Genomic DNA, 12,675 nt, shown 5'->3' with positions numbered 1-12,675 from the left:
TTTCACCGCTCCCGATCCTGCTGCGCGTCTTCGGCGAGCAGAATATCGTAAACGGCGGCCGCCCGCACCGAGAGCGGCTTTCCCGATTTTCCCATAACATCGTCCTCGCTCGACAACCATTGCAGAGCGGTCTCGATCTCCTCGGCTGTCGCCGCTGTCTTCATGATGTCCACAATGGTCTCATCGGAGACGTCGCCAACCAACTGCGCGATCTCATTCTTGGAAAGGTTTGCGCCTTGCATATGCCCGCCTCGTAACTTTCGGCCAAGCCAGCCGATCCGCGCATGGAAAAACGGTGAGGTCGGGGCAGTGTTCCCCGTCTATGATGGCGCAGCATCAGAAGGATGCATGGCTGATGCGAGGCAGACAGTCTGTAAAGCTGGGAAGCTTGGCTTATATTGAGGGAAGGTCTTGACTGCGTAATTGGCGATGCCCGGAACGGGAACTCTACCTCTTGGAGGGATGAACCTTGAAGTCAGCCGCCTTGGAAGAACAGGTTGGGACCGTCAGTTTTCTTGAACGGCTGTTCGGCACGCGCTCCTCCGTTCAAACCATCTCAACCCATGCCTCAAGAATCTTTCTGACGGGTGAGAAGGCTTACAAGCTGAAACTCGCCGTTCATTTCCCTTATCTCGATTATTCGACGCCGCACAAAAGGCATGAGGCCTGCCTCAAGGAGTTCGAACTCAATTCCCGCACTGCTCCGGCGCTTTATGTCGGCGTCCGCACCATTACGCGTAAGGCGGATGGAGGGCTCGAGATCGATGGGGACGGATCGTTGGTTGATGCTCTTCTTGAAATGCGTCGCTTCGATCAGGATTGCCTCTTTGACAGGATGGCACAGAACGGCTCCCTGACGGGCGCCATCGTCTCTGATCTTGCTCATCAGATCGCGGCCTTCCATCGTGAGGCGCCTATCAATCGGGAGATGGGTGGCGTCAAAGGAATCGCACAGGTTCTCGACATCAACGACCGCTCCCTTCGGGCGACAGGTTTGGTTGCCGACGATGTCGCGGCAACGGTCGCAGCGCGGTTCCAAGAAACCCTTCTCGAGCACTCGCAAGTTCTCGAGAAGCGCCGCCTTTCAGGAAGAGTGCGGCGCTGCCACGGGGATCTTACCCTTCGCAACATCTGCCTCTGGCAGGGCGTGCCGACTCTGTTCGACTGCATCGAGTTCGATGAAAGCATCGCCACGATAGACGTGCTCTACGACTTGGCTTTTCTGCTGATGGACTTGTGGCATCGGGAGCAGCGGGATTTGGCCAGCATCCTGCTCAACCGCTATCTTGACGAGACGGATGAAGCGGATGGCCTTGGTCTTGTGCCTTTCTTCATGGCCATTCGCGCGGCAGTTCGTGCGCATGTCACGGCTATTCAAGCCAAGAACGCACTTGCAAGCGATAGCGCGCACCTTCGTGCGGAAGCCATGCAATATTTCGATCTGGCGCAATCTCTCCTGCAGCCGTCGCCTCCCGCTCTCGTTGCGATTGGCGGGTTGAGCGGCTCAGGAAAATCGACCGTCGCATCGTTGAGCGCGCCTTATCTCGGATCCACTCCCGGGGCTCGCATCCTGAGCAGTGATCGTATCAGAAAGCGGCTCTTCGGCGTTTCTGCCCAGACGCGCCTGCCTGAAGCCGCTTATCAGCCCGAGATTTCAGCCAAGGTCTACGAGACCCAAAGACGTGAGGCCACCATTGCTCTGGCTTGTGGGGCCGCCGTTGTCGTCGATGCTGTCTTCGACCGCCCGGACGAACGCAAGAAAATTGAGAAGATCGCGGCGGAGGGCGGCGTCTCTTTCTCGGGGTACTGGCTGGATGCTTCCGAAAAGGTTCTCGTCTCCCGCGTCATGTCACGCTTGAACGACCCATCCGATGCAACTGTGGACGTTGTGGTGAAGCAAGTTTCTCGGGATTGCGGCGAGATCGACTGGGTGCGTCTCGATGCGTCACGGGATCCTGCCACCATCAGCGACGATATCCTCCGGCGTTGTGGCATCGGCACGGTCCCGTCATGAGCGCCTATATCGGGGTTGCCGATGTCACAGCCAAGACGGCACAGGGTTATGCAAGCCTTTCTGGCTTTCCTCGATCATCTCGATCTTTTGTTCTGCAAGATCGATCAAGAAGCTTTCGGGAGCTTTGGTCCGTAACTCACGCACAGCATCCTTGATTTCGCTCAGGGCGAGGCGGACGGTTGGAGTCCTCGTGTCTTCGACGGATTTTTGCTCAGTCAAAAGTCGTTCTCCGTTCGTCGGTATGAAAAAAGCCCCTGAAGGCGACTACGGTATGCGATGGAGAATAATCGTTCAGGTGCAGCTTGAGAGTTGCCGCGACATTACGATTCCGTAATGCATTTCAAGAAAAGCTCCGCTTATGCAGAGCCGAAAATTCCATGCATTGATCTGAGAAGGATGGCCATGTTGCCTTAAAATTGATCCAGTCCTGATTACGATCCGCCATGATATTGGAGGGAGAGGGCAGGAGCATATGCGGATCACCCGGCGCGGAGCCATGGCGGGTATCGCCTCGTTCAGCATCGCTCGCAGGGCGTTGGCGACAGATGTCGACGTTCTGATCGTCGGTGCTGGTGCGGCGGGGCTTGCTGCAGCTAAATCGTTGCGGGCTGCCGGGCGCACTGTCACCATTCTCGAGGCGCGCCCCCGGATCGGCGGACGCGCCTATACAGACCGGTCCCTGGGCGCGCCCTTCGATGCGGGTGCTCACTATGTTCATTGGAGAGATCGCAACCCTTGGCGAAAGATAGCAACAGACCTCGGCGTCCCTCTTAATGAAGAGGAAGAGGGGGGCGGATTTCGCGTCTATCGCAATGGAATTCCCCTGTCGGACGATGAACGAAGGAGCCGGCGGCGTGCCAATGGCCAAGTCGAGCGTCTGGTTGAGGCCACCGGATCGATCGATTTTTCGTTCGCGGATGCGGTCCGTGGCAAACCGCCCGAAATTGCGGATGCCGCTGGCGGCATCACGTTGTTTGCGCTGGGGGAGGACCCTGATCGCGTTTCGCTCCAGGACTACGATCAATTGTGGAGCGGGGACGATTATATCCCGGCCGGCGGATATGGCGCGTTGGTCGAACACTATGGCGCGGACATTCCCGTGCGCCTCTCGACGGAGGTCACCCATCTGCGCTGGGGTGATGGGCGTGTCGAGGCCGAGACGCTGCGTGGAGTTATCAGAGCGCAGACCGCTATCGTAACGGTTCCGCTCGGCGTCCTGCAGGCTGGTGCGCTACGCTTTTCGCCTGAGTTGCCTTCCGAGATTCAGCAGGCGATCGATGGGCTCCACATGGGCGCGTTGACCAAGATAGCCTTACGTATCGACCGTGAACGGTTCGGAACTCTGGATGCGACCGACCTCGTCGACATCGCACCGGGCGGCGTGGCGATGAGCTTCGAGTTCTGGCCCGGTGGCGAGCCTCTTGTGGTTTCTCACATCGGTGGAGATCACGCGAGAGACCTGTGCCGTGCGGGTGAGGCCGCAGCCCTCGACTTCGCTCTCGAGCGCCTGACCGCACTGGTCGGCGGCCGTGTTCGCGAAACGGTGGTGGGCGGGCGTCTTGCCGCATGGTGGAGCGATCCGCATTCTTTCGGCTCGTACTCCATCGCAAAGCCTGGGCATCTCTCCGCACGTGAGGCATTGCGAATGCCGATTGGCGAAAGGATCTGGCTCGCCGGCGAAGCAAGTGCTGGCGGAGGTGCGATGACGGTTGGTGGTGCAACGCTTGAAGGTGAGCGTGCAGCCCGCGAAGTTGTTGCGCGATTGCGCTAGCTAACGCGAACGCCTCAAATCGCTGCTTGAAAGCGGGGAAGCTTTTCTCCAGCCTCTATGCGAATGGTCAATCTGTTTTCCGACGGCGGCAGGGGGCACGTTGCAAAATCGGTGAACGCGCAGGGCGGGTTAATAGCTTTGTTGAAGTCCAGGACGATTTCGGAGCTGGCGACCTCGCCGACGAGAAAGCGGCTTGCCCCATAGGTTTCCGTGCCGGACGTTCCATCTCGCAGAACGAACATGGGTGCGTCCGGTGTGCCATGCGTCGGCCAAAGCTCATAACTGCTGCCGTTATGGCTGAAGACCGCTTTGTGCGTGACAAGGACCGTGCTTGTCGTGCCGATCACACTATCGACTTCGAAAGGTCGCGGGCTTTCAAGGGCAACCCAGTCGGCGACAATGCGCCAGGAAGGATCGACCGGGAAACGGGGAATGTCGGAAAAGGTTTGTCTGTTACGGCTGTCACTGTCGAGAATGCGCAAAGCCCTGCGGCCACCGCGTTCGATCAGATGGAAGGACGTTGTGCCGAAAGCCACCAGCGTCGGCGCCCCCGTGGCGGACAGTTTCGCCTCCGCGAGAGACTGCCCATCAATGGTGCCGTTTGCGGATGAATCAAGCCTGACACTCACAATCCCATGATCGTCGTGAGCGATTGCTCCGGCATGTGCCGGAATGTGGGGAATCACGATGTCGTTGTCGGCAGCCGAGCCGAACCGCCAGGTTCCGGGCTTCAACCACTCAAGCCCCGCGACGCTCAACCATCCATCAGGCTTTGTCAGAGTCGCAACTCGTTGGACATGCCACTCTTCAAGCGCTGAGAGGTATTGAGTCTTTGCCATCGCGGGGCTCATTGGTTTGCGGGTTATGGTCCGAAGAAGGGATGCGCGGCAGGGCGGCGAGAAGCTCTTTCGCATAGGCGCTTCGGGGATGCAGGAAGACATCTTCCACGGATCCCTCCTCGACGATCTTTCCAGCATGCATCACCATCACGCGGTCGCTGACATGGTGAACGACGCCAAGATCGTGCGAGATGAACAGAACCGTGAGGCCGAACTGGTTCTTCAGGTCATCCAGAAGATCCAGCACCTGAGCCTGCGTCGAGACGTCGAGGGCGGAAACGGGCTCGTCGCAAATGAGGATGTCCGGCTTCATGGCCAACGCGCGGGCAATGGCGACGCGCTGCCGCTGTCCACCTGACAATTGCCGGGGGCGGCGGGACAAGTGCGCTTCGCTCAATCCCACGGACGACATGAGTTCCGCCGCACGCGCCGCCCAGTCGCGCTTGGGTAGGCCGACGATTTCCAGCGCTTCGGAAAGAATATCAATCACCCGATAGCGTGGATCGAAAGAACCCAACGGATCCTGCGACACGAGTTGGACGCGTGGGCGCACGGAGCGCCTTTGCTTTTCGGTGAACCGTGACCAGGGAGCCTCCTTGATGAGCACTTCACCCGAATCCGGTTGCTGCAGCGCAAGGAGAAGGCGGGCCAGCGTTGTCTTCCCGCTACCGGAGGCTCCGACAAGACCGAGCGTTTCGCCGATCTGAAGATTGACGCTGACGTCATCGACGACAAGCCGACTCCCGAGCCTTTTGACAAGACGGCGTGCTTGAAGCGCAGGCCCTTCCTTTCGGTTCGTCGGTTCGGTCTGTCGCTGCAAGGAATCGGCATTGAGACCCAGTCTCTTCCCTCTCGTTGCCGCAGAGGGAATTGCCGCGAGCAAGGCGCGGGTATAGGGCGCTTGCGGATTTGAAAAAATCTGCTCAGGAGATCCGGATTCCACGACGGAACCGTCCTTGAGAACGATAATGTGGTCGGCGAGTGAGGAGACGACGGCGAGGTCATGCGAGATGAGGATGAGGCCTGTTCCTTTTTCCTTCATCTCGCGAAGCAGAGTCAGGATCTGCGCCTGCACGATGACATCGAGCGCTGTTGTCGGTTCGTCGGCAATCAGAAGCGCAGGGTTGGCGGCAATGGCCGATGCGATCAGCGCGCGCTGACGCAAGCCGCCTGACAGCTGGTGAGCGAACTGGCCGATGCGCTCCTCCGGATCGGGGATGCCGACCGAAGATAGGAGGTCGAGAACTCTCTGCCGCACCTGAGTACGAGGCAAATCCACATGCTGGGTCAAAGCCTCGGCGATTTCCGCCCCGATGGTCTTGAGCGGATCGAGGGAAACCAGGGCGTCCTGCAGGACGAAACCGATGTGGCGTCCACGGACATTGCGCCACTGCGAAGATGAAAGGCGTAAAAGGTCCTTGTCGCCGAGCTGAAGGCTCTTGGCGGCGACGGACGCATTGTCCCCGGCAAGCCCGACAAGCGCCCGTGCCGTGACTGATTTGCCCGAACCGGATTCCCCGACAATCGCGACGCATTGACCGGCATCGACCGAAAGGCTCAAGCCGCGCACGGCTGGCGATCCGGAAAACGAAACGTTCAGGTCTTCGACTGTCAGAAGACGCATGGCTCAAACCCTACCGTCCGAGAGCGCCTTGAGATAGCGGCCGAGAATGGTGGTCGAGACGACGGTGAGCGTTGCGAAGACGCCGGGAAAAACGCCGATCCACCAGGCCTTGCGCAGATAGCCCTGACCCTCGGCCAGCATCAGGCCCCATTCCGGCGTCGGAGGCCTGGGCCCGAGGCCGAGATAACTGAGCGCTGCCGAGGACAGGATGGCGCTGCCGATGCCGAGGGTCGAGAGAATGATCAGCGGGCCGATGGTGTTGGGAAGAACGTGCTTCAGCAACGTGATCCAGCGGCGCTGACCAAGAATGAGAGCGGCTTCGACATAGCCTGACTGGCGCACGATCAGAACCTGAGACCGGACGATGCGGGCATAGCGAGGAATTTCGGCAATCGCGATGGCGAGGAGAACGTTGACGCTACCTTTGCCGATGAGCGCGACAACGGCCATGGACATGAAAAGGGCAGGGAAGGCGAGCAGCACATCGATAATCCGCATGAAGGCGAGATCGACGGCACCGCCTGCGTTGCCGGCAATGAGCCCCACGGCGAGGCCCACCGTCACGGCGATCAAAGTGGCGCCCAGCCCAATCGAAAGCGAGTAGCTCGCGCCATGCACCACGCGGGAAAAGATATCGCGTCCAAGCTGGTCGGTGCCGAAAGGAAACTCGAAAGACGGCGGGCGCAACGAATGCAACAGGCCGATCTTATAAGGGTCCTTCGACGTGACGAGACCGGGGAAAAGCGCACACAGGACGAGGAAGGCCACGACAGCTGCCGCGATAACGACACTGAGAGGAATGCGGCGCAACCCCGCGATGGCCTTTGACGTAAGGCGAGAGGGTGACGAACCGGCGAATTCTGGCGTGAGGTCTGTCATCAGTTTGAAACGCGCAGCCGTGGATCGACCAGACGATAGAGCAGGTCGGCGAGAATGTTGAGGGTGACGAAAACGAAGGCGACGAAAAGGACGATCCCCATCACCACGGGAATGTCATGGTTCGTGATCGCTTCCAGCGTGATGCGGCCAAGTCCAGGACGTCCGAAGACCTGCTCCGTGACGATGGATCCTGCAAGCAGACCGCCGAACGTTTCCGTGCTGATCGTGATGGCCGGAATGAGCGCATGCCCAAGGGCGTGCCTCCAGCGGATCGCCCATTCAGAGAGGCCACGGGTGCGTGCCGTCAGAATGAAGGGCTGCTCGAGCGCACGATCCATCTCCTCCCGCATCACCTGACTCAAGCTGCCGAAAACGGCGATTGCCAGTGTCGCGACAGGCAGAACGAGGGAGCGCCAGCCGCTATCGGCGACGACGGGGAAAAGCTGCCATTGAAAGGAGAAGAAGGTCAGAAGAAGAATGCCGACCCACAGAACCGGGGTCGAGACGCTCAGGAGCTCGAAGGACGAGAGCGTGCGGCGCAGCCAGGTCTTGCGGCCTGCAGTGAGCAGAGAGGCCAGGAAAGCCATGATGACGGCGGCGAGGACGGCAAGGGATGCAAGCGTCAGCGTGGAGCCGAGTTCGCTCCCGATGATCGATGTCACCGTGCGGCGCTGCTGATAGGAAATGCCGAGATCGCCTTGCGCGATCCTTGTGACGAAGCGCTGATATTGCACCCAGACCGGCTGGTCGAGGCCGAAATCGGCGCGAATGGCGTTGCGCAGTTCCGGCGTTACGGACGAATCCGCGCCGTAGATCACCTGCACCGGATCGCTGGGAAAAAGCTGGAGGATGGCAAAAGCCAAAGAAGCAGCGGCCCAGAGGACCGCTGCTCCCGCAAGAATACGGATGAAAAGTTCTCTTGCGATGTGCAAGACGTTTTCCTTACTTCGTGAGCCACACGTCGTAATAGGAGCCGATCTGGCCGGACGTTCCGAAGGTCACGCCCTGGACCTTCTTGTTGGCGGCGAGAAGAACGGTGGGGTTCGCGATGGGGATCAGATAGACCTTCTGTGCGATGATCTTCTGCGCGGCCTTGTAGGCGGCGATACGCTTCTCGCGATCCGTCGTGGCAAGCCCGTCAGCCAGGGCGCTGTCGAGATCCTTGTCCTTCACGAAGCCCCAGTTGGTGTTACCCTTGTCCCAGGTCTCGGTGGAGTAGAACGCTCCGTAGAGAAGGTTCGGTTCGCTCGCGGCCTGGGATGTATCGACGATGTCGTAATCGTTGGCCTTGAAGCGCGCATCGGCCGTGCCGAAATCGATGACGTCGCGGACGTAGTCGATGCCGATGGCGGCGAGCGCGGCCTTTAGTCCCTGCGCATAAAGATCACGCTGCTGGTTGGTCCACGGAGTTGCGGAGATGCCGCGCAATGTCAGGCGCTTGCCGTCCTTGACGCGAATGCCGTCGCTGCCAACCTTCCAGCCGGCCTCGTCGAGAAGGGCCTGAGCCTTCTTGGCGTCGAACGACCAGGACTTATCGAGGGACGCGTCGTAGCCTGTCGCAACGGCGGGCGTGAGAGCTGCATAAGCGGGCGTCGCCGTGCCGAGGAACACGGCATCAATGAGGCCGGCATAGTCGGCGCCGACGCGAAGGGCTTCGCGAACCTTGATGTCGTCGAGCGGCGCTTTCGACTGATTGAGCCAGAACGACCACGGAATGCCGGGCTGCTGCGTCTGCAGGAGTTTCAGATGCGGTTTCGCTTTGATGTCCTCGACGGAAATTGCAGGAACCCCCGTCGCGATATCGGCCTGATTGGATTCCACCGCGCCGACACGCACGGAATCTTCCTTGAGGAAGCGTTGCTCGATCTTGTCGAGGTAAGCCTTGCCCTCATGCGCGGCGTCCTTCGGGCCCCAGTTATAATCATCGTTACGTTCGAAGACGAGGTCGCGGCCCGGCGTGCGGGACAGAACCTTGAACGGTCCGGAACCGACAGTGATGCCGGGGCCTCCGGCGCAGCGCTCTTCCTTGCTGTATTTCTGAATGGAGGCGGGCGAGATGAAGCCCTGCGCAGGCTCGCTCAGGTCATGGAGCAGGGGGCTATAGGCCTTGCGCAACTTCACGGTGACGGTGTCGCCACTGGCGGAAATCGCTTCGATGGGCGCGCCGCCGGCTTTCTTGACCTCAAGCCAGCGCTGCAGATTGAAGCGCACGGCCTCCGCATTCAGCGGCGTGCCGTCATGAAACTTCACGCCGTCGCGGATCGTGAACGTATAGGTGAGCTGGTCGTCCGAGATCGTCCAGTTGCTAGCGATCCACGGATGGAACTTGCCGTCCAGGCTCTCCGAAACCAGGCGGTCGTAAATGCTCTGCAGGGCAGTCTGCGTGTTGCGCGACGTGCCTTCGATCTGGTCGAGGCAAAGCGGCTCATAAGTGACGACGCGCAGGGTTCCGCCCGATTGCGGCTTGTCCTGAGCGAAGCCAGCGCCTGGCAAGAAGGTCAGGGCAGCCGACAAGCATGCTGCGATGCCTGTGTTTCGTGCCAATCCCGTGACGGAACCGAACTCCACCATCTCGATCTCCAATGATTTCAAATCTGCCGGCGGGCAGCGTCTCTATAATACTGAAGTAGAAAAATATTCCCCCGCAATAGGGCGAATGTCAACGAATGGTAGAAGTATATTTTTGTTTTTATGGCGGGAGTTAGAAATGTATTTTCTCTCATGAGCGGTATCCATGGATATTCCTTCTTTTGACGAGTCAAAGCGGCCGATCTCAAGAATGCCTGAAAAGAGCTTTGGACATGCGGGGCACTGGTTGGGGCTTGTCGGTCCGGGCTTCGGATGGTCGCTCTCAGCGACGCAGATTTGTCTGCGCCAGTTCGTTTGTTGGCTTTTGCTGGCCGCCAGAGACCGACCATGGTCATGGCGTCGAAGCGGATTTCGCAAGTCCTCAAGCGTCGAGTTAAGCACCGTTGCACGCAACGGTGCCTGATTTTTGTGCGCGCTGCGACCTAGCGATAGACGATGCCGCCGTCGGTCAGGATGGCCTGGCCGGTGATGTAGTCGGAATCGTCGCTGGCGAGGAATGCAACGAGGGCTGCCACATCATCGGGGGTCTGGGCGCGGCCGAGAGCGATGCCTTCTACATATTTCTTGTAGGTTTCACCTTTTGGCGTTCCGGTGATCTCCGCAAAGCGTTCGTCGATCTCGACCCACATGTCGGTGCCGACGATACCGGGGCAATAGGCGTTCACGGTGATGCCGGCGGAGGCATATTCCTTGGCCGCAGCCTGGGTCAGTGCCCGCACGGCGAATTTTGTTGCGGAGTAGACGCCGAGCATCGCGAAGCCGTCATGGCCGGCGATCGAGGAGGCGTTGATGATCTTGCCCTTTTTCCCACGCGCCTTGAACTTGGCCGCCGCGGCCTGAATACCCCAGAGAACCCCGTCGACATTGATCCGGAAGATGCGATTCAGGTCCTCCGGTAGAACGTCGGACAACGGCTTGACCTGCGCGATGCCGGCATTGTTGACGATGACATCGAAGCTGCCGAGTTCCTTCTCGGCATGTTCGATCGCCGCATAGACATCGTCGCGCTTGCTGACGTCGGCGACGAAGGTCGTCGCCTTTCTGCCGAGCGCCTCGATCTCCTTTTGAACTGCCGTGATCTTATCCGCCTTGACGTCGACGAGCGCGATATCGGCGCCATCCTTGGCAAGCCTAAGCGCGATGCCCCTGCCGATACCTTGGGCCGCGCCGGTCACGAGTGCCACTTTTCCGCTGCTTGCCATGCTATATCTCCGCTGATCTTTAATGGCGTTGTACGTTGGATAACCTATCGCAGAATGATGACTGTCATTCTTCAAAAATGCGTCATGTAGGGATTGATCGTCGCATAAGTCATGTTTCGATATCCTTCTGTCTACGGTCAATTCAGGATGCAGGTGGCGGTCGATTGATCTCTTCGAAGTTGCGCAGGACATCGCCGACAGCCTGCAGATGAATGACGGTGTCGTACCAGCTTGCCGGGACTGCCGTGCCTGCGTCATTGAGAGGCTGGACCGCTTTTGAAGCTGGCTGTGCGCCTGCCAGACGAAAACAGCGGTTCGCTGTCTCCGAGATGATCCCGGACAATCCGTCTGGTGCGGGTGCGGCCCCTTTGCGAAGCGCGTTGGCGAGAGCCTCGCCGAACAGAAGAGCGGAGGCGTACAGGCGGATGGCGCGCCGGTCGTAGCGGGCAGCGGTTTCCGCCACCGTGCGGGCAGTCAGCCGCCCCCTGAGCGACCAGCGCGCGGCATTGCGCGCACCATCGATGCCGGCAGCGAGTGCGATCAGGCTGTCATGCGAACTCGAAAACGATCTGAGTGCCGCCTCGGCCTTTACGACATCATCCGCTTTCAGGGCATCGGCGGATTGCTGGAACGCTTTCGCGAGCCGCACGAGCAGGTCGTCGGCGGCGGCATCGATCTCACGGACAGGGTCGGGTGTCAGAAGAATCTGGCTAAAGACGAGGCCAACGACGACGCCGACGGCCACATCCTCCATGCGGATCAGCCCGGCGCTCTCCAGGCCGAGCGCAAGGACGAGAACCGCCGACACGCCAGCCTGAATCGGCACAACGGCGGCCTGCCCAAACGAGGCCGCGATAAGCATCGTTACGGAGTTTTGGCGCTTCCAGGGTCCGCTTTATTGGTCTGCAAAATTCATTCCGATTGAGACTGGCGGTGCCATCGTGTTCGGCATCGGCGTCTGGTTGGGCAGGATCGGCGCGAGTTGATTCATGACGACGTGATGAAGAGACAGTGCTCTCCCTCCTTCATGCGTCGTCAGAACGTGGCTGCAGAGTGAAGTTCGACGACTGAGAGAACCGCGTATGCACAGAAGTCCAAATAGAGGATCGAGTTATGCCACATATCGACGTTCTCAGTGTCATACCGAACGACAACACGACCTTGCCCAAGATCGGCTTCGGTACTTACAGGCTGAACGGTTCGACCGGCGCGAGTGGCAATCGCGAACGCCATTCTCAACGGCTATCGCCTGCTTGACTCGGCCTTCAACTATGAGAGCGAAGGCGCGCTCGGCGAAGCCATCCAGCAGGCCGGTGCGCCGCGCACGGAGCTGCGCGTCTTTCCGCTGGCATCAATGCAGGTGGAAGGACGGAACGCCAAGCGAAGGAGCTACGCTCTCGTAGTGGTGGACGCTGCTGCGGTAGCAGAGGCCGTACGGGAACTTTTAGGGAGTAACACTGAAACTTCCTTCGTTCCTGAACGGCACAATGCCCTTGCCGGGATGTGGACACTCGGATCAGACCACGAAGAAGTCCTTGTAAGTCATCTTGAGGTTCTTGGAGAGGGTTGCGATCTGGATCTGGGCCTGTGATCCGGTGCCGTCGGCATCGTAGTACAGCGCCCCCGTCTTCTTGTCGTAGATGATCCGGTCGTCGTGATCGTGCGCCTTCGTGCCCTGATAGAACTCACCGGACTTGAGCACGCCCTTCTTCGCCAGCTTGGTGAACGCGCTCCTGGCGAGATGGATCGTGTCGTCC

Annotated in this window: 12 protein-coding genes and 1 pseudogene; 3 read left to right on the top strand and 10 right to left on the bottom strand. The window is 59.5% G+C overall.

The genetic code is table 11. The annotated features are described in order from the left end of the window. Positions 1 to 2: 2 nt before the first annotated feature. Positions 3 to 242 carry a hypothetical protein gene (locus tag DQW91_RS00060; RefSeq protein ID WP_112661563.1) on the bottom strand — a complete coding sequence of 80 codons (240 nt, stop codon included), beginning with the start codon at positions 240 to 242 and terminating at the stop codon, positions 3 to 5. A 227-nt stretch (positions 243 to 469) separates the two neighbouring features. Between DQW91_RS00060 and DQW91_RS00055 the strand changes: the two genes are divergently transcribed. Further along, the gene (locus DQW91_RS00055; RefSeq protein ID WP_112661562.1) at positions 470 to 2,014 is read left to right on the top strand and encodes a bifunctional aminoglycoside phosphotransferase/ATP-binding protein; all 1,545 of its coding nucleotides are present in this window, start codon (positions 470 to 472) and stop codon (positions 2,012 to 2,014) included. 24 nt (positions 2,015 to 2,038) lie between these two features. Here the strand turns inward: DQW91_RS00055 and DQW91_RS16450 are convergent, their stop codons facing one another. Beyond that, positions 2,039 to 2,233 carry a hypothetical protein gene (locus DQW91_RS16450; RefSeq protein ID WP_157961278.1) on the bottom strand — a complete coding sequence of 65 codons (195 nt, stop codon included), beginning with the start codon at positions 2,231 to 2,233 and terminating at the stop codon, positions 2,039 to 2,041. A 277-nt stretch (positions 2,234 to 2,510) separates the two neighbouring features. On the opposite strand from DQW91_RS16450, the gene DQW91_RS00050 reads away from it, so the two are divergent. Continuing rightward, a complete protein-coding gene (locus tag DQW91_RS00050) occupies positions 2,511 to 3,785 on the top strand; it encodes a flavin monoamine oxidase family protein (RefSeq protein WP_245410845.1) in 1,275 nt (424 codons plus the stop codon). A 14-nt stretch (positions 3,786 to 3,799) separates the two neighbouring features. Here DQW91_RS00050 and DQW91_RS00045 read toward each other — a convergent pair whose 3' ends face one another. The 7 genes from DQW91_RS00045 to DQW91_RS00015 all read right to left on the bottom strand — a co-directional run bounded on the left by DQW91_RS00045 (position 3,800) and on the right by DQW91_RS00015 (position 11,744). Further along, entirely contained in the window at positions 3,800 to 4,624 is an 825-nt protein-coding gene (locus DQW91_RS00045; RefSeq protein ID WP_112661560.1) for a DUF1684 domain-containing protein, read from the bottom strand. After that, positions 4,593 to 6,248 carry a dipeptide ABC transporter ATP-binding protein gene (locus DQW91_RS00040; RefSeq protein WP_112661559.1) on the bottom strand — a complete coding sequence of 552 codons (1,656 nt, stop codon included), beginning with the start codon at positions 6,246 to 6,248 and terminating at the stop codon, positions 4,593 to 4,595. Before DQW91_RS00040 ends, DQW91_RS00045 begins: the two co-directional genes overlap by 32 nt. Positions 6,249 to 6,251: 3 nt before the next feature. Further along, positions 6,252 to 7,127, bottom strand: a complete 876-nt coding sequence (locus DQW91_RS00035) for an ABC transporter permease (RefSeq protein WP_112661558.1) — start codon at positions 7,125 to 7,127, stop codon at positions 6,252 to 6,254. Next, the gene (locus DQW91_RS00030; RefSeq protein ID WP_198411730.1) at positions 7,127 to 8,059 is read right to left on the bottom strand and encodes an ABC transporter permease; all 933 of its coding nucleotides are present in this window, start codon (positions 8,057 to 8,059) and stop codon (positions 7,127 to 7,129) included. Before DQW91_RS00030 ends, DQW91_RS00035 begins: the two co-directional genes overlap by 1 nt. A 10-nt stretch (positions 8,060 to 8,069) precedes the next feature. After that, on the bottom strand, positions 8,070 to 9,698 hold the full coding sequence (locus tag DQW91_RS00025; protein WP_112662360.1) for an ABC transporter substrate-binding protein: 1,629 nt from the start codon (positions 9,696 to 9,698) through the stop codon (positions 8,070 to 8,072). Positions 9,699 to 10,138: 440 nt separating this feature from the next. Continuing rightward, a complete protein-coding gene (locus tag DQW91_RS00020) occupies positions 10,139 to 10,918 on the bottom strand; it encodes an acetoin reductase (protein ID WP_112661557.1) in 780 nt (259 codons plus the stop codon). 142 nt (positions 10,919 to 11,060) lie between these two features. Beyond that, the gene (locus tag DQW91_RS00015; RefSeq protein ID WP_198411729.1) at positions 11,061 to 11,744 is read right to left on the bottom strand and encodes a hypothetical protein; all 684 of its coding nucleotides are present in this window, start codon (positions 11,742 to 11,744) and stop codon (positions 11,061 to 11,063) included. A gap of 287 nt (positions 11,745 to 12,031) precedes the next feature. Between DQW91_RS00015 and DQW91_RS16785 the strand changes: the two genes are divergently transcribed. Next, on the top strand, positions 12,032 to 12,175 hold the full coding sequence (locus tag DQW91_RS16785) for a hypothetical protein (RefSeq protein WP_198411728.1): 144 nt from the start codon (positions 12,032 to 12,034) through the stop codon (positions 12,173 to 12,175). A gap of 259 nt (positions 12,176 to 12,434) precedes the next feature. On the opposite strand, the pseudogene DQW91_RS00005 reads toward DQW91_RS16785, so the two are convergent. Further along, positions 12,435 to 12,675: pseudogene (locus DQW91_RS00005) on the bottom strand (calcium-binding protein); the annotation flags it as partial.

Origin of the sequence: Microvirga flavescens, assembly GCF_003290125.1 — a bacterium.
Lineage (GTDB): Bacteria > Pseudomonadota > Alphaproteobacteria > Rhizobiales > Beijerinckiaceae > Microvirga > Microvirga flavescens.
This window is presented reverse-complemented; position numbering and strand designations above follow the sequence as displayed.